The sequence below is a fragment of the Microcoleus sp. B6-A1 genome, from assembly GCF_036705085.1.
Classification (GTDB): Bacteria; Cyanobacteriota; Cyanobacteriia; order Cyanobacteriales; family Microcoleaceae; genus Microcoleus.
Genome location: NZ_JAUBTU010000030.1, coordinates 60,486 through 77,320, shown reverse-complemented (window position 1 = coordinate 77,320; position 16,835 = coordinate 60,486). Strand labels below are relative to the sequence as shown.

Below are 16,835 nucleotides of genomic sequence, written 5' to 3'. Positions count from 1 at the left end.
CAGAAGGAGTCAAGCTATTTACTTCTATGCTTCAAATTTTTGACGCCACACCCGATTTAGACGGATTTAATTTAAGTAGCAAAACAAATAAAAGTCAATTTACAAAAAAAGCCGATACTACTACAGTATTAGGCAAGAAAGTTAAATTAGATTCTGAGCGTCCTGTAATTGATTGTTACTTTTACTCTGCCGTTTTGCAATTGCCACTCTTGAAAAAGCCTATTCCATTAGTTACGCGAAATGTAATAGTTTACAAATAAATTGCTTGTTTTAATGAAGGAAACACTAATTTTTATGGTGTTTATTTGGCATTTTACTTACGGAACTACAGTCGGAGCTACAGTGGAAAAGTAACTTTAGGTTAAAAATGCTTGTCACTATTCTGTCTAAAAGAGTAGACTAGAATAAAAGTAGCAAGCTTATTAGAAAGTTCATGACTCAGAATACTGAAGTTAGTATCGGCGGTGATGTTATTACTGGCAACGTCAGGTTGCAAACCGAGGTTAACGAATTTACTAAAAATTATCTAAGGATTGAAGCAATACGACAAAACGTAACAATGGGGCAGTTACTAGACAAAATTATAAAACGGTTGTGTGAGGAAAGCGAACTGCAAGCGTATCAGAAAGCAACTCTTAATTGATACGGCAAATTTTTTAAATTTAACCTCGACTTTATCAGGGTTTTAGTTATTTTAATTTGGAGGTTTATTTGATACGAGCGATTGCTTACTGCCGGGTATCGACAGACGATCAGAATTGCGATCGGCAAGAACGGGATTTAAGAGAGTTTGCTTATCGCGCTGGCTATGAAATTACCGAAGTAGTTCGCGAGACTGCCAGCGGCGCAAAAGCCGATCGCCCGGAGCGAAAAAAAATCATGGCGGCGGCACAAGCTCGGAAAATGTCGGCGGTGCTCGTAACCGAAGCTAGCCGATGGAGTCGGAGTACGATGGATTTGCTCGGCACGCTGCAAGATTTGAACGCCTGGGGGATTAGCTTAGTCACTTTATCGGGGATTAGCTTAGACCTCAACACACCCCAGGGTAAGTTGATGGCGGCTATACTTTCGGCAATTGCTGAGTTTGAACGCGACTTGATTCGGGAGCGGGTAAAGTCGGGCATTGCATCTGCAAAGGCTAAAGGCCGAAAATTTGGACGACCGCGATTATCCGAAAGTGCGATCGTCCTTGTGCATCAATTGCGGACACAAGGCAAAAGCTATTCACAGATTGCAACACTTTCTGGAGTTAGTCGCACTAAAGTAGCGACACTTTGTCGCCAAAATTCTAATTAAGAAATTAATCAAATGACACAACATCAGTTAATTTTTACAATGGGTTTAGCTCAATCTTCAGAGCTAATTTATGGAAATTTGCAGCTAGTTTACCCAGACGGTCGGGCGATCGACTATGTAGCTACTTCTGGCTGCGCGGATTATCAGCGACCCGGTGATCAATGGGTAAGGGGGAAAGGGCCTATTCCTGCGGGCGAGTATGAAATACCCAGCGAGCCGTATTATCTCGAAACTCGCGGTGTAGAGGGCGATTTTTTCCATATCACGCCCGACCCGGTAGTGTCTGAGCATGGCAATGGCATCCGTGCTGAACTAGGGCTGCACTTTGATGCCAATTATCCCGGTAGCGCGGGGTGTGTAGTTTTGCGAAACTGGGAAGGCTGGCGGCGTTTTTGCGATCGAATGGCATCGATCGCAGAATTGGGCGTAAAATCTTTGTCGCTGACTGTAAAGTATTGAAACAAGCGCTATATGTGGTGTTGATGCAGCTTCCTTGCCACACTACATATAGTTTTAATCCCTAATAGGGTTTTATGTGGGGTAGTCTCAAAGTAGAATTATGCAGTTTTTACGGTTTCAATCCCTGGTAGGGATGGGGGAGGCTAGCATCCCGCGTGCTGTGTGCAGCGCTTGTTGCTAGCCACCAAAATAATATCATTTATCGTTGGGGATTCAATCTAGATATTTTCCCGGTTGTTTTAAAGAACAAAATATGAATGTCCCTGTTGTCAGAAAGTAGGTAATAGAAGACCTCGGGGTCAGAGAGCTAATTTCTCCCTATAGTTGTCATCTTTCTTCTGGGCGAGTGACTCCCGCTCCAGCGCTTTACGAGCGCGAAAGCGGTAGGATGAAACGGGGGGAAGGGATACGGCTGTATAATCGATCGCCTCTGGTTGTGTTTGTGAACCGGGTTGTTGATGGAAACTAAGCAATTCCACTCCCATTGCTGGGGTGAAGTTAGCACGCGCCTTTGTTTTCTGAGCTGATTCGCCTAATGGCACGTCCTTAACCCAAATAAAAATGTTTAACCCTTAACGACAGAACAGGGGACTAGCTACGCATCCGCTTGGTGTCATTACTCAAAAAACCTAGACATCAAAGGTCTCAGGCTGGTCAACTGAAAATGAAGTTTTAGGCCCCAAGCCCACTCACTTCCGTGCTGGGTCGTTGACTACTTTCAACAATCTTATTCCAGTATAATATTAATATATAATTTGTTAACTTGTACTTAACACTATCCGGGTAAATGAGCAATCCAACTCAACTCACCCCCGATTTCACGATCGGACATCTGCCGTGTCACGACTTCCAAGTGAGCGCTGCAACTCTAGGACAGGTAGTGGCTGAAAGATTTGAGCAAGAACCAGACCTGCCGGGAGTCATTATTACTCATGAATCACAGGTATTGGGCATGATTTCTCGCGTCAAATTTCGAGAGCAAATGAGTTTTCCCGATCGCGTAGAGCTTTACGGATCACACCCGATTCGAGCCTTGTTAGATTTTATTAGAATTCCGCCTTTGCTGCTTTCGGAAAACTGGAAAGTTGACGATGCTGTCCAAGCCTCTTTCAACAGGCACAAAGACTTGATTTATGAACCCATTATTGTGGTAATGGAAAACCAAAACCACCGCCTTTTGGACGTTCATACTCTGGTGATTGCCCAGTCGAAGCTGTTAGCGCAAGCTAACAAAGTTATCCAAAAATATCGAATAGAAAGACACAAGTATTTGGCACTACTTCAACAAGAACAGGCTAATGTTCACGAATGTAAGGAGCTTTTAAAAATCCAACAACGTCAAACAGAAAAGTTGCAGATTAATCCCAGTTCCCAGCAAATGGCACTGGTTAAACAAGCTGAAGAAATTGCTCAAATGAATCAGCGATTTGTGAGGATTGCGAAACTGATTTCTTCCGAAGGTCGCCAAGCATTTCAAGCTACTTTTCAAGGTGCTAATTCTATTTGCAACAATACAGATAAAATTTTGGGCGTGGGCAAAGCAATAGCTAATGATTTAGAAACGGTTAACCGCACTTCCCGAACCATCCGGGAGGCGATCGAACAAGTCAGGCATTTAGCAGTACAGGTGGCTGTAGTTACCAATCAAATGGGAAGTCAGCCCAGCGGTCTGAGCAAAGTGAGTCTAGAAATTGGCAGACTGGCAAGTAAAACTTTTGAATTGGGGACTCAAATGGAGCAAATTGCCAGCCGGTTTAAACTTCGAGTTCACGAACTCACGGAGGCAGCAAGAGCGGGTGCTAATGTGGCTAAATCCGTGACTATCAAGATCGATCGCGCAGAAATGGCCCTGTTAGAGTTGGAGGAATTAATAGCGGAAAAAGATTTCACTTCACAGACCGTTATCAAAGAACCTTTGGGAGTTATAAACAGTGTTACCGCTGATTCTTTAGTTAAAGAGATAGAACAGGCTGAAGTCGCGGTTTCCGAGTTGGAAGACTTGGTTAAGCATCAAGATTCATCGCAATATCTGATTCAAAAAATTCAGCAGGCGCTGAAGTCCAAAAAGCCCTAAGATTCCAGGAATAATCCGGTAAAACATAGGGAGAGGTTAAAAAAAACAAATAATAATTTACCCTTTCACTATTTCCCGAATACTATTTGTTAGACTTAGGGTGGGAAAAATTAAAATTAACTAGGATTAAGCCTATTTAACCATCCCAATAATTCGATAACAAGTCACAAATAGAGCTTAAATAACAGGTTACGCTTATGAAAATTCTCCTGGTAGAAGATGACACAGTTACAGTCAGTTTGCTGACTCAAGCGCTGAACTCTCACAATTACAATGTGAATGCGGCTGCCGACGGTGAAACAGCGTTGCATTTGGTGCAGGCATACGATTACGACCTGATTGTTTTGGATGTGCTGATTCCTAAACTCGACGGCATTAGTTTGTGTCGGAAATTGCGATCGTCCGGCTGCCAAATGCCGATTTTACTGCTGACAGCGCTAGATAGCAGCAACGATCGAGTCCAAGGTTTAGAGGCGGGTGCAGACGATTATGTGGTCAAACCCTTTAATCTCGAAGAATTAATCGCTCGAATTCGGGCTTTGCTGCGCCGGGGTAAGACAACTTTGTCGAGTACAAATTTGACCTGGGAAAAACTGCAAGTCAACCCGGACACTACGGAAGTAACTTATGCCGAAAAAGTGCTGCACTTGACTCCCAAAGAGTACAATTTGCTAGAACTTTTCCTGAGAAATCCCCGGCGCATTTTCAGTCGCAGCGCCATCCTCGATCGCATTTGGTCGGCCGGCGAATTTCCTCAAGAAGAAGCCGTTACCGCTCACATCAAGGGGCTGCGGCAGAAGCTGAAAGCAGCCGGGATGACCGTAGATTTAGTGGAAACTGTGTACGGATTGGGCTATCGCCTCAAAAGTCTGCCGGAGGAGATAGAGAGCCAACAAGTTGGGCAGGCAACGGCAGAAACTGCTAAAACTCAAGAGACTTTATCTACTGAATCCAGCGGGTCGATCCAGGAATTAAACAAAGACGAGCGCCGTCTCAAAGTCTTGAATGCGATTGCCCAAATGCGGGAAAATTTAAAAGCTAATTTTATAGAAAAGGTGGCGATATTCGATCGCGCGATCGCTCAACTGAAAAACGGAAGCTTGGAGGGCGAACTGCGCGAGGAAGCCCAGACTCAAGCTCACAAATTAGTCGGTTCTTTGGGAACATTAGGGCTGCCGAATGGTTCGGAAGTGGCGCGCCAGATCGAACATTTGTTGAAGGCTGAAAACATCTTGAAACCGGGGACGGCTCAGCAGATTGAGGGATTTCTGCATAAGCTAAAACAGATATTCGATCGCCCGTCGCCCGAACCAGAAGGCGATTTGGTTCCTGCGGTTTCCCAAAAGCGCCGAATGCTGATTGTTGATGATGATACTTTTGGGAGCGATCGACTGAAAACAGTAGCATCCGGTTCCGGCTTCCAGATAGAAGTCGCCAACTCTCCGCAAGCGGCAAGAAATGCGATTTCTCAACAGCCTCCCGACGCGATTTTGCTGGATTTGACATTTTCCAGATCTCAGGAAAACGGACTTTCTCTCTTAGCCGAACTCCTCCGTGAAAAGCCCGAAATTCCGGTGATGGTTTTTAGCGAGTACAATCAATTGAGCGATCGAATAGAAGTTGCTCGTTTGGGAGCTTCGGGCTTTTTACACAAATCTATACCCCCAGCAGATATACTCAAAGCAGTCGCCCAATTAATCGACCAGACTGGCCCTGCTGAAGCTAAAGTTATGGTGGTAGACGATGACGTGCATCTATTGGCTGTACTGCAAGTGATTCTACAACCTTGGGGATTTCAAGTAACAACATTGGACGATCCCGAAAAGTTCTGGGAGGTACTCGAAACGACTTGTCCGGATTTGCTAATTTTAGATGTGGAGATGCCCGGTTACAGCGGTATCGAGCTGTGTTTGGCAGTTCGCAACGATTTGCGCTGGAGCAAGCTCCCCGTGCTATTTTTGACAGCTCATTCCGAATCGGAAATAGTGCGCCAAATGTTTGTCGCAGGTGCTGACGACTACGTGAACAAGCCGATCGTGAAACCGGAATTAATTGCTCGCCTCCTGAATCGTTTGGAGCGGACTCAACTCAGAAACAGACTGGCTCAGGCACAGCGCTAATCCCATTTTAGATTTAAAAAATTAAAGAATTAAAGAATTGAAGAACTGGGAATGACTGATAAGATATGGGTTTCGATCACGTACCTACAGTTGTATTCTTTTTTTAAAATGGGATAACTAGGAGCAAATATGCAGTGCGTGTCCGAAACAAATCAGGAAGCCTTAGCCAAGACGTGGGATTGTTAGATTGTGTGATTCCGACGCGGTGCTGTTGATTGATGCTTGCCCGCTGATCAAGAACACAGGCTAATTTAGAGAAGTATTAATCAGATGAAAGCAATGCTATTGCCCTCAGACACAGGCACTCTCAATAACAGCGACTGCGAACTAATTTACGCCCCGGGTTCGATTCAACCTCACGGCATCCTTTTGGTGCTGGAATCTCCGGCGTTGAAAATTTTGCAAGTTAGCAACAATACTTTTGAGGCGATGGGACTTTACCCCGAACAACTTTTGGATAAATTTTTAGAGGAATTTGTCGAGACTGAGGAAATTGAGGCTATTGAAAAAGCTTTATTTGAAAAAGACCAACAACGTAACGGTATCAGATTATCATTCAAAAGTCAAGACCGCCAGTCTTTTTTTGAGGGGACGCTACATCAATCACATTCCGCATTAATTGTTGAACTAGAGTCGGTTGTTTCCCCAAAAACGAGCGATTGTTTCAATTGTTATAATTTAGTCCAAGAGCCGATCGACAAAATCCACAAAACACCAAACCTGCAAGTGCTGTGTCAGACAGCAGTTGCAGAAGTGCGGAGGATGATCGGTTTCGATCGGGCGATCGTCTATCAATTTGATGCCACCGGGGCGGGGGAAGTTGTCGCCGAAGACAAAGTAGAAAGTTTGGCTCCTTTATTGGGACTGCACTATCCGGCTACCGATATCCCCCCCCTGGCTAGAAACCTGTTCAGCATGAATTTAATTCGGTTTATTCCCGATATTAACTGTCAGCCTGTAGAACTAATTCCTCACTGCAATCCGCTGACTGGTCGCCCCCTGGATATGGCCTGTTCTTTGTTGAGAACAGTTTCGCCTTGCCACGTTCAATATCTCAAAAATATGAACGTTGCCGCTAGCATGACCTTGACATTAATCAAAGATCAAAAACTCTGGGGATTGATCGCCTGTCACCACCCAACACGAAAGTATGTCAGCTACGAAACAAGAAAGGCTGGCGAACTGCTAGCCAAGTTTGTGAATCTAGAACTCAGCTACAAACAAGATAGCGAAGACCGGGAATATGCAATTTATTTAAAAGCGCTTTGCCAAAAATTTATCAGGGAAATTTCGGAAAAAAACGGCTTTGTAGAAAGTTTACTAACATACCGAGATGAATTGCTAACCTTAGTGGGCGCTACCGGTGGAGTGGTGTGTACCAAGGAAAATTTAACAACCATCGGCCAAACCCCGGAATTGGTAGACATCGAAAACTTAATTACTTGGATAAAAACTCAAATAAATAATGATATTTTTCATACAAATTCTCTCTCAAAACTGTATCCGCCCGCCGAGAAGTTTCAAGAAGTTGCTAGCGGTTTGCTGGTGCTTGCCATGTCCGAGATGCAAAATTATTACATTTTGTGGTTCCGTCCCGAAGCAATTCAAACTGTCAACTGGGCAGGTCCACCAGAGGGGCAGATTGAACTTCAACCGGATGGCAGCCGATTGATCTCACCTCGCATTTCCTTTGAGTTGTGGCAAGAAACTGTGAGGTCCAAATCTTTGCCTTGGCAGCCGTGCGAAATCGAAATAGCCCGAGAACTTCGAGTGGCGATTACTAGCATGGAGTTGCGGAAAAAAAATCAGCAGCTTAGCTTAGCTTTGTCGGCTACCAAAATCGGATTTTGGGACTGGGACTTGCAGAAAAATCGCATTGTTTGGTCGAGGGAACACGAAGAGTTGTATGGGTTGGCACCGGGAACTTTTGGCGGAACTTATCAAAGTTTTGCAGCTTGCATTCACCCAGAAGATTTAAACAGTATTCAGAATGCTATGAATCAGGCGATCGCCCAGCGAGGAGATGTCTGTAACGAATACCGCGTGGTTTGGCCCGACAGCAGCATTCACTGGATGGAGGGGAAGGGTAAGTTTTTTTACAACGAAGCCGGCGATGCAGTGCGGATGGTGGGGACTGTTACAGAAATTACCGATCGCAAAGCTAGAGAATTACAGTTGCGCCTGTTGGAATCAGCAGTCACCACCACTAACGACGCCGTGTTAATTACCGAAGCTGAACCGATTGAGGAACCGGGCCCGCGAATTCTTTATGTCAACCCAGCTTTCACGCGGATGACCGGCTATACGCTAGAAGAAGTTGTGGGCAAAACGCCGCGCATCTTGCAAGGAGAAAAAACAGACCGCGCCAGTCTCCATCGAGTTCGGACAGCTTTGAAAACCTGGCAGCCGGTGCGGGTTGACTCGATCAATTACCGCAAAGACGGGACGGAATTTTGGGTAGAAATGAGCATTGTACCCATAGCGGACAAAAATGGTGAGTTTACCCACTGGGTAGCAGTGCACCGGGATATTAGCGATCGCAAACTTGCTGAAGCCGCCCTCCAACAGCTCAACGAACGGTTAGAAATACGAGTTTTGCAGCGAACCAGAGAACTAGAAAGTTCTCAAGCAGAACTCCGGGAAAGCGAAGCTTTATTTCGATCACTGAGCGAGAGTTCCCCCGTGGGCATTTTCAAAATCGATACTGAAGGGAAATGTACTTATACAAATCCTCGCTGTCAAGCAATTGGCAACTTCACACCAGCAGCAGCTTTAGGAAACGGCTGGATGCGGTTTGTTCACCGCAAAGACCTCAAACTAATTCTGTCTAAGTGGTCCCAATCGCAATCGCTAGATGGGGAATTTTCCTGCGAATTCCGCCACATCCAGCGAGACGGAACCATCCGGTTTTGTCGGCTTAAAACAGCTCCGATTTTTTCGGACAGAGCTCAACTGATTGGTCACGTCGGCACAGTCACAGATATCACAGAAAGTCGGGCAATTGAAAAAATGAAAAATGAGTTTATTTCGATTGTCAGCCACGAACTGCGAACGCCGCTGGCCTCGATTCGCGGTTCTTTAGGTTTGCTGGCGGCTGGGGTACTGAAAAATAAACCGGAAACTGCCAAACAGATGTTAGAAATCGCTTCGAGCGATACCGAACGGTTAGTGCGTTTGGTAAACGATATTCTCGACTTAGAGCGGCTCGATTCGAGCCAAGTTATCCTCGTCAAGCAGTGGTGCGATGCCCAGGTTTTGATGCGGAAGTCTGCAGAAGCTGTACTTTCTTTGGCTGCTGAAAATAACATTGATTTGTCGATTTTGCCCGAAACAGCAAAAATTTGGGCTGACCCCGACAGAATCGTTCAACTGCTGGTAAATTTGTTGAGCAATGCAATTAAATTCTCCGCTCCAGGGAGTACAGTAACTCTCAGGGTTGAAGATTTGGGCGATTCCCTACAGGATAGCTACGCTTCACGGGTTTTATTTGAAGTCAAAGATCGAGGGCGGGGGATTCCTGCAGATAAACTAGAAACTATCTTTGGACGGTTTCAACAGGTCGATGCTTCTGACTCCCGCCAAAAAGGAGGTACGGGTTTGGGTTTGGCTATCTGTCGCAGCATCGTACAGCAGCACGGGGGCAGAATTTGGGTCGAAAGTGTTGTCTCACAAGGCTGCAGTTTCTATTTCACAGTGCCTGCACCGTTGGAAGGCGAGGGGGGAAAAAGTTTGGAGTTTTGAGATTGCTTTGATAATATCTCGCGACAGCTCAACTTGCTGGCAACCCACGCGGGTAGGATGATTTTGGGAGGCTGATAGGTCGATTTTTCTGTTCAGGGTTTAAGTAGGTGAGCGGCAAAATATAGCAAACGCGCCCGATGATTAGGACGTTTTTAAGTGCTGAAACTCTTAATTTTATTGCTTCTTCCTTTTGCTATATCTGTGAAGAAACCCGGTTGATGAGGCAGCGTGCGTAAGTTTTTTTTCGGTTTACCATGATTAATTTAAAATTTGAGTTTTAATTATGTCAGCAAAGCGTATTCTGGTCATCGATGATGAAAAAAACCTCTGCAGCGTGATTCAGGCTTGTCTGGAACATTTAGGCGGCTGGTTTGTACTAAGCGCGCCCGACGGCAGCCAAGGATTACTGTTAGCTGAAACTCAACTTCCTGACGCTATTCTGCTAGATGTGATGATGCCGGATATGGACGGACTTACTCTGTTTGGTTTGCTACAAAACAATGCGGCGACTCGGGGGATTCCGGTGATTTTCCTGACGGCTAAGGTGCAGGCGATGGATTTGAGCGAATTTGCTGATTTGGGGGTAGCGGGGGTGATTGCCAAGCCTTTCGATCCTTTGAGTTTGGCACAGCAAGTGGCGGAGATTCTGGGTTGGGAACCGTTGCTGTAAACTCGGGTAAAATGCGATCGCAGATAGCAGATCAAACTCGGCAGTTGAAACCGCTACTAGACAAACAAAGTCGGCCCAGCCCGACGGCAGAATCAAGGGGGCATTAAAGCCGGATGACGATCGAAAATCCGCTTTCTCATTCCCTTGATAATTGCGAAAATCACGCACTTATGTTACTAAACCGGGTTTATGCGTCCAGGAAAGTTCTAGTTTTTCCTGCTATTTTCAGAATTTCCTCATTTTTTTGATTTAGCTTTGAGATCGATCGGTGATTGGTTAATTTAAACTCTGATTCCCTAGAAGTTCTAGAGATGATCTCAGGGAGTCGGGGTTTTTTGTTACCTGCAAAGCCGATCGGCTATTACCATATTTACAGCCCGAATAACTCCTCCAGAAGTTACACAGATTTGCCTCAAGAACGGTTTTTTTTAACCAGGGATCACAGATGCAGCGAAGTTTTTTGCTTAAAAACCAGGTTTCAGCCTGCTAATCCAAGATTTACGCAGAGTTCCGTCAGAAACCGGGTTTTTTAACCCAGGAGTACAGATGCAGCGAAGTTTTTGGCTAAAAAACCCGGTTTTTGCCTAACTGTTGTAATCCCTGCTTCGGCAAAAGTATATTTATCAAAAAAAATGATGGTCTTCATAATTTCCTCATATTTTTTAGATAAAGTTTACTTCTAGCTCTGGATCTCAAGGTCGATCGCACTCTCAGCACCATTCCGCTGCCAAAGAGTGAATCTGTTGTCAGGAGAGTTCGGGAAAGTGACGGTACTTTCTATTAACGGGTGCCACAGCACAACCAACCTAAATAAGTCAGGATCTAGGCCTTGCATACCAAACAAACCGGGTTTTTAAACCGGGAAAAACGGGGTTTCTGTGACAGACATCTAAGTTTTGGCAGGATAACTCAATGCTAAAAAAATTAATAACTGAGGATGTGATTCGCGGTCTCGAGTAACACCAAAAAAATAAGTCGGTCGTTTGATCAAGAGCCAAACTCGTAATTGCCACTAACAGGCAAAGCCAAGTCTCAGTAAGTTTTTCTAAGAGTGTGGAGATTTTTTAAATGTCTGATCAGCTATCTTATAAAGGTAACAACCAGATTCTGTGCTATTACGCAAATGTTACCAACCTAGTTCAGGTGGTTCGGATTGGGAACATTCCTAATTGGTACTTTGAAAGAGTGATGTTTCCGGGACAGCGACTGATGTTTGAAGCTGCTGCAGAAGCAGTCTTAGAAATTCACACGGGTACGGTGGCAAGTGCTATTTTATCGGACAAGATTCCCTGCTACGTGCTGCGGGTTATAGAAGAGGTAAGTTCCGAGTTTGAGCTGGTGATGACCGAAAAACAATTGGTGGTATTAGCCGGTTAAAATTCATGAGAAATCAGACCAGATCGAGAACGGGCACAAAAATATTAGTTAACGAGTCTTTGGGGACAGGGAAAATGCAGAAAAATCTTGTCAATATTACCTTAGCTGTAGTAACAGAGGAAGTAGAAATTATCTTGGAGTCTTATCCGAAGCACCCCTACCAACAAGCTTTTTCGCCTTCGGGATTGCGACAGGATTTAATTGCTTATGTGCTCGGCCGAGTTCCTAATAGATATACTGCGATCGACTCCGGCGAATCTGTGTCAAACCAAACAGTTCAGGTTCGCTGTTCTTCAGAGCAATTGCTGCACATAGAAAATTTGATTCATACTGGCATTCGCGAAGTGCTCCACAGCTATCAGAAGATAGATTACCGCCTTCTTGAAGAAGTTAAATTCGATTCCAGAGTTGCTAGTTGGTTGTGATAGTTTGTTGCAAATGAGGGAGACGCCGAGATTCTCGGCCCTCTCGGTTGGGCGAGGTGGAATTGTTTACTGACCGAAAGCATCCAGGATACAAGCCCCCGGATTCATTCCGAAAGCAGACTCAGGACCCAGGGAGCATCTCACTTATGCAGCCCTCCGCTAGAAATTGGAGCCAGGAGTCAGGAGTCAGGAGTCAGGAGGAAAGAAGAAGAAGGAAGAAGGAAGAAGGAAGGAGGAAGAAGGAAGGAGGAAGAAGGAAGGAGGAAGAAGGAAGGAGCCATAATAAGTGTTTTTACAAATATGAGATGCTCCCAGGACCCAGAAATAAAAAACCTGTATCCGATAAAGGCGCCCACGAATTGATCTCGCGCAAGTCAATGCTTAAATCTAAAATCTAAAATCTAAAATCTAAAATCGATTGACTTGATGGTTCAAGACTTTTCGTAGTCGCAACAGCAGTTGCAGGGGCCATTGGGATTGACAGCACAGCGCAGAATTTCCGATCGAGCATTAAAGCGACAGCTAGCATCTCCGATAACCCAAATGCCGCTTACAAATGTTCTTTCCGTCGGCGGTGTGGCAGACTGCACGTACAGGGCAATTTTTTGCAGTCGGTAGCGGCCGGATTTGAGCTGATAGCGGTGGTGGCGTTCCAAAACAGCGTAGGTTTGTCCCTCTAAATCTACATAGTTCCCCGGTTGTGGCGTCCAATCCAGCCGCAGGCTACCTAAATATTGGCGGGGGTGAGAGAGAATCACCTCTACGGGTAAAGTATTTTGTTCCATGTGGCGGTGCGTTGGCGAACTGAACTAAAGGGGCAAATAGTTAACTCAACCTACATCTTGTTCATCTAGAAAGATAAGTTTTTATAGAGAGAGTAATTTAGGTTTAGGCGCTAAACTTAACTATAGAACCTTTGGCGATCGAGGGATAGCCGACTCCCTCCACTACGTTGGGCCTCACATCTTGCACCATTCTCAATTAGCCTTTTCTGAACAGGCTTTCCGGCCTGTTCCACAAGAAAATTTATCTTTTGTGGAACAGGCCGGAAAGCCTGTTCTTGAGAATGGTGCAAGATGTGAGTTCCACCCGACACGCTAGGAAATAAACTTCAACTCGCTTGAGGTAACTAAAGTTAAGTTCGATTAGGTTTGATAAAGCAGTACACGCTGATGGTATCGCAACTCGCAGGTTCGATCGATACGCGGTGGAGATTCCTCAACAGATTTTAACAACGGTTTGCAGGACTTGGGGTGCTTCGGGTGCGTTTGTACTGAGGACTTCACTGCTCACTACAAACCAAAGGGAATTTTTGGCAATCAAAATTCCCAAAAATATGCCATTCCTTCCATGATTCCCCAAGCGCAAGCAGAACCAGCTAAATAATGATTTTCAGTGCCGCATTCCTGATGCCATTCTAAGAGTTCTGACAGAGCATTAGCGACAATTACTCCCCGGACATCCTGTTCAAACATACTGATATCATTGCCAGAATCACCGCAAACTAATGTTGCCTCAGATGGAATTTGTAGGCGCTTTTGTAAATAAGTAAGGGCATTGCCTTTATTGCTAGTTTGTGGTAAAATATCTACATTACTATTGCTGCTAAAAATGATTTGAGCTGGCAGTCGCGATTCAGTTAACTTTTGCTGCAAAGCCTTGATTGTCGAGCTATTTTCTGCTGCTGGTTCCAGACTATAACTGATTTTCCAAGGATTTTGTTCTTTTGGGGATTGGGGTTTAAGCTGGGAAAACTGCTGAGCTAAAGAGGCGATCGCCATTTTATCCCAGCCTTGAGAAAGATATTCCGCCCAATCTAAATCGAGGATGCTGTCTTTGTAAATTTCGCTGCCTACACCTGCGATCAAATAGTCGGGTGCTAGCAGTTGCTTTTGGGCAATTAATTCGCAAGTTGAAGCATGAGAACGCCCGGTAGCGTAAACCAAACAAATTTGCGATCGCAGTGATTGCAAGCGCTGGTTTAAAACTTGAGTTGCTTCGTCATCTCCGACTAGCGTGTTGTCTAAATCTGTAACTAATAAAAACTTCATTTTGGGAATTAGTCAGTAGTCAGTAGTCATCCGTGATTAGTGATCGGGAATCGAGCGCTTCCTAAAATTATTTTAACTATTTATAAGAATTTGTTAAACCAAACACATTTATAAGCAAGCTTATCGGTTAACATTGGCCAGATTTAATTTTCAATAAGTGGTGTGAGTGGTATGGCGAATAATTCAACCTCCGTTAAAGCTTTTTGGCTGTCTTTCTTGATTTCTGGTGCGGCAGTGCCTTTGGGGCCGATCTCCGCAACAGCTCAAATCCAGGATACCTCAACTCCTGAAGTTGCGCTAGAAGCGAGTGCTGTCCCTAGGGCTACCCCAGACGCAGCGCTGGCAGCAGGTAAGATTGAGATACCGCAGTTAGGGGCGATTACCGCAGAGACTAACTCCGCAGTCGATCGTGCTTTAGCCGACACAGATGCAGCATGGGTGAATCGCGCTTTACCTGCAACAGATGCAGCAGTCGATCGCGCTTTACCCAAACAAGATATAGCAACAGTCGATCGTGCTTTACCTCAAACAGATGCAGCAACAGTCGATCGTACTTTACCCGAAACAGATGCAGCAGTCGATCGCGCTTTACCCGACACAGATGCAGCAACAGTCGATCGCGCTTTACCTCAAACAGATATAGCATGGGTGAATCGCGCTTTACCCGAAACAGATGCAAAAGTCGATCGTGCAACAACAACCCCAGAAATAACGGAGGCAATTAGCGAATTGCCTCCACAGAAGTTAGAAATTGCAAACTCTCCTCAGTCTCAACAAGTTGCTGAAGCCAGCAAAGTTGCCGACATCAGCAGCGAGACGGGCACTGCTGATGACCTCAGCATACAAGAAGACGCAGCACAAGTCACTTCTGTTTCCCAACTCTCCGACGTGCGGCCGACAGATTGGGCTTTTCAAGCCTTGCAATCCCTAGTAGAAAGATACGGCTGCATTGCGGGATATCCAGACGGCACATTCCGAGGCAATCGAGCAATGACTCGGTATGAATTTGCCGCCGGATTAAACGCTTGCTTAGACCAAATTACCAAACAACTTGGCGGTTCTACTGGTAATTTAGTTAAGCGAGAAGATTTACTGGCTTTGCAAAGATTGCAAGAAGAATTTGCGGCAGAATTAGCTACATTGCGCGGTAGAGTAGATGCTTTAGAAGCCCGCACTGCCGAATTGGAAGCCAACCAATTTTCAACTACGACTAAACTAAACGCATTTGCTTGGTTTAACCTGAGTGGAGCTTTTGCGGGCGAGGGAGTCAGAGTTGAAGCAACAAATGGAAATGCTGCTCCGCTCGATCGAGTACCCGGACGCGATCCTGTCACGAACAGACCAATTGTGCAGAAAGTGGAGGACCCAGAAATTACTTTCAGCCACTTAATTTGGTTAACCCTCACTACTTCTTTTACAGGGAAAGACCAATTGGTTACACAGCTAGCTGTAGGTAACGGAAATTCACCAGCCAATCAGTATACTTCTCCGGGTCTTTTTAATACCTTTGGCACTCCTTTTCTCGACCAGACTGCTGGGGTGAATCCCAATGAAGTTATCCTGCGAGAACTTTATTATCAGTTCCCGGTTAGCAACAGCTTGCAATTAGTAATCGGGCCGAGAATTAATTTCTACCGCTACTTTGACAACAATAACTTTAGCTTTTTCGTAGACGGTGCGAGCAGTTTTAATTCTAACAATAGCACTTTGTTAACTGCTACCAAACGCGGCGCAGGTGCTTTGGCTTTGTGGGATATCAGCCGCCGATTGAAACTGCGTTTAGGCTATTTGGGCGAGAGTATGGAATTTTTGCCCACTCCGGTGTTTAATTCCGCTTCCAATCCGTCTCAAGGCTTGTTTGGTGGGACAAATACGAGTACCGCCGAACTAACATTCAGTCCGAGCGATCGGGCAAATTTGCGGTTTTTGTACAGCCGTTCCAACATCCAGCAAATTGGCGGGCTAATCGGAGCACCGAATGGCAGGCCGATTAACGGTTTGGCAGATGACGGTTTCGGTGGCCGTCTGGGCAATGCTACTGCCAATACTTATAGCTTTAATTTCGATTGGTCGCTCAGCCGCCGTTTCGGTCTTTTCGGCCGCTACGGCTACGCCGAAACCAATATATTTCCCAAGACTGACAGACCCGACGGCACGATCAAAACTCAATCTTATATGTTAGGATTTGCACTTCCTGATTTCTTGAAAAAAGGAGCTGTGTTTACGGCCTCTTTTTTAGTACCTTTTGACGTTACTGGCGGTCGGAGATTTCTGGTTTCTGGCGGGGGAAATGGTGGCAACCAGTACGAAATTGAAGCCACTTATTATTTGCCTGTCACTGAGAATTTTTCGCTCGTACCGGCATTTTATGCGATCTGGAATGCTAATAATTTCGACAACAACCCGACAATTTTTGTGGGCAATTTGCGGACGCAGTTTAGTTTTTAATTCGACGCATGGCAACCCAGAAATCGGGTTTTTTGACGACAAAAATACTGCGTTGTAGCCCGCACCCAAGGTGAAAAACCCGGTTTCTAAGGAATGAGAATTAAATAACTTCCACTCTTGAAAGTGGGATGGGCGTCCCGCCCGTCCTTTTTGGACGGGCGAGACGCCCATCCC

The 16,835-nt window shown here is 45.3% G+C and carries 15 protein-coding genes; 11 read left to right on the top strand and 4 right to left on the bottom strand.

The genetic code is table 11. The features are described 5' to 3' along the window. From QUB11_RS13630 to QUB11_RS13615, 4 genes are all read left to right on the top strand, one after another. A partial coding sequence (locus QUB11_RS13630; protein WP_333204447.1) for a hypothetical protein occupies positions 1–260 on the top strand: 260 nt, incomplete at its 5' end. A gap of 173 nt (positions 261–433) precedes the next feature. Further along, positions 434–643 carry a hypothetical protein gene (locus QUB11_RS13625; RefSeq protein WP_333204448.1) on the top strand — a complete coding sequence of 70 codons (210 nt, stop codon included), beginning with the start codon at positions 434–436 and terminating at the stop codon, positions 641–643. A gap of 68 nt (positions 644–711) precedes the next feature. Beyond that, the gene (locus QUB11_RS13620; protein ID WP_333204450.1) at positions 712–1,296 is read left to right on the top strand and encodes a recombinase family protein; all 585 of its coding nucleotides are present in this window, start codon (positions 712–714) and stop codon (positions 1,294–1,296) included. Positions 1,297–1,308: 12 nt separating this feature from the next. After that, on the top strand, positions 1,309–1,755 hold the full coding sequence (locus QUB11_RS13615; protein WP_333204452.1) for a hypothetical protein: 447 nt from the start codon (positions 1,309–1,311) through the stop codon (positions 1,753–1,755). Between the two features lie 299 nt (positions 1,756–2,054). On the opposite strand, the gene QUB11_RS13610 is transcribed toward QUB11_RS13615, so the two are convergent. Then, a complete protein-coding gene (locus QUB11_RS13610) occupies positions 2,055–2,297 on the bottom strand; it encodes a hypothetical protein (protein ID WP_333204454.1) in 243 nt (80 codons plus the stop codon). Between the two features lie 245 nt (positions 2,298–2,542). On the opposite strand from QUB11_RS13610, the gene QUB11_RS13605 reads away from it, so the two are divergent. The 4 genes from QUB11_RS13605 (at position 2,543) to QUB11_RS13590 (ending at position 10,360) form a co-directional block, all read left to right on the top strand. Next, positions 2,543–3,829 (top strand): chemotaxis protein, encoded by a 1,287-nt coding sequence (locus QUB11_RS13605; protein ID WP_333204456.1) that lies wholly within the window; start codon positions 2,543–2,545, stop codon positions 3,827–3,829. Positions 3,830–4,026: 197 nt separating this feature from the next. Next, entirely contained in the window at positions 4,027–5,949 is a 1,923-nt protein-coding gene (locus QUB11_RS13600; RefSeq protein ID WP_333390866.1) for a response regulator, read from the top strand. 270 nt (positions 5,950–6,219) lie between these two features. Continuing rightward, positions 6,220–9,690, top strand: a complete 3,471-nt coding sequence (locus QUB11_RS13595; protein ID WP_333390863.1) for a PAS domain S-box protein — start codon at positions 6,220–6,222, stop codon at positions 9,688–9,690. 283 nt (positions 9,691–9,973) lie between these two features. After that, positions 9,974–10,360: a response regulator gene (locus QUB11_RS13590; protein WP_333152401.1), complete on the top strand. Its 387-nt coding sequence runs from the start codon at positions 9,974–9,976 to the stop codon at positions 10,358–10,360. A 679-nt stretch (positions 10,361–11,039) separates the two neighbouring features. Here QUB11_RS13590 and QUB11_RS13585 read toward each other — a convergent pair. After that, positions 11,040–11,195 (bottom strand): hypothetical protein, encoded by a 156-nt coding sequence (locus QUB11_RS13585; RefSeq protein ID WP_333390860.1) that lies wholly within the window; start codon positions 11,193–11,195, stop codon positions 11,040–11,042. Between the two features lie 233 nt (positions 11,196–11,428). Between QUB11_RS13585 and QUB11_RS13580 the strand changes: the two genes are divergently transcribed. Both QUB11_RS13580 and QUB11_RS13575 read left to right on the top strand, forming a co-directional pair. Continuing rightward, positions 11,429–11,737 (top strand): DUF1830 domain-containing protein, encoded by a 309-nt coding sequence (locus QUB11_RS13580; RefSeq protein WP_333152403.1) that lies wholly within the window; start codon positions 11,429–11,431, stop codon positions 11,735–11,737. 74 nt (positions 11,738–11,811) lie between these two features. Continuing rightward, a complete protein-coding gene (locus QUB11_RS13575; protein ID WP_333390858.1) occupies positions 11,812–12,162 on the top strand; it encodes a late competence development ComFB family protein in 351 nt (116 codons plus the stop codon). Between the two features lie 431 nt (positions 12,163–12,593). Here the strand turns inward: QUB11_RS13575 and QUB11_RS13570 are convergent, their stop codons facing one another. Further along, positions 12,594–12,947 (bottom strand): DUF6464 family protein, encoded by a 354-nt coding sequence (locus QUB11_RS13570; protein WP_333306799.1) that lies wholly within the window; start codon positions 12,945–12,947, stop codon positions 12,594–12,596. Positions 12,948–13,481: 534 nt separating this feature from the next. Beyond that, positions 13,482–14,213, bottom strand: coding sequence for a sucrose-phosphate phosphatase (locus tag QUB11_RS13565; RefSeq protein WP_333390855.1), 732 nt, complete (start codon positions 14,211–14,213; stop codon positions 13,482–13,484). Positions 14,214–14,384: 171 nt separating this feature from the next. On the opposite strand from QUB11_RS13565, the gene QUB11_RS13560 reads away from it, so the two are divergent. Beyond that, positions 14,385–16,661, top strand: coding sequence for an iron uptake porin (locus QUB11_RS13560; protein WP_333390852.1), 2,277 nt, complete (start codon positions 14,385–14,387; stop codon positions 16,659–16,661). Positions 16,662–16,835 lie beyond the last annotated feature (174 nt).

Coding starts and splice junctions, on each gene's coding strand:
- QUB11_RS13625 (WP_333204448.1), top strand. CDS start 434: ATGACTCAGAATACTGAAGTTAGTATCGGCGGTGATGTTATTACTGGC.
- QUB11_RS13615 (WP_333204452.1), top strand. CDS start 1,309: ATGACACAACATCAGTTAATTTTTACAATGGGTTTAGCTCAATCTTCA.
- QUB11_RS13605 (WP_333204456.1), top strand. CDS start 2,543: ATGAGCAATCCAACTCAACTCACCCCCGATTTCACGATCGGACATCTG.
- QUB11_RS13600 (WP_333390866.1), top strand. CDS start 4,027: ATGAAAATTCTCCTGGTAGAAGATGACACAGTTACAGTCAGTTTGCTG.
- QUB11_RS13595 (WP_333390863.1), top strand. CDS start 6,220: ATGAAAGCAATGCTATTGCCCTCAGACACAGGCACTCTCAATAACAGC.
- QUB11_RS13590 (WP_333152401.1), top strand. CDS start 9,974: ATGTCAGCAAAGCGTATTCTGGTCATCGATGATGAAAAAAACCTCTGC.
- QUB11_RS13585 (WP_333390860.1), bottom strand. CDS start 11,195: ATGCAAGGCCTAGATCCTGACTTATTTAGGTTGGTTGTGCTGTGGCAC.
- QUB11_RS13580 (WP_333152403.1), top strand. CDS start 11,429: ATGTCTGATCAGCTATCTTATAAAGGTAACAACCAGATTCTGTGCTAT.
- QUB11_RS13575 (WP_333390858.1), top strand. CDS start 11,812: ATGCAGAAAAATCTTGTCAATATTACCTTAGCTGTAGTAACAGAGGAA.
- QUB11_RS13570 (WP_333306799.1), bottom strand. CDS start 12,947: ATGGAACAAAATACTTTACCCGTAGAGGTGATTCTCTCTCACCCCCGC.
- QUB11_RS13565 (WP_333390855.1), bottom strand. CDS start 14,213: ATGAAGTTTTTATTAGTTACAGATTTAGACAACACGCTAGTCGGAGAT.
- QUB11_RS13560 (WP_333390852.1), top strand. CDS start 14,385: ATGGCGAATAATTCAACCTCCGTTAAAGCTTTTTGGCTGTCTTTCTTG.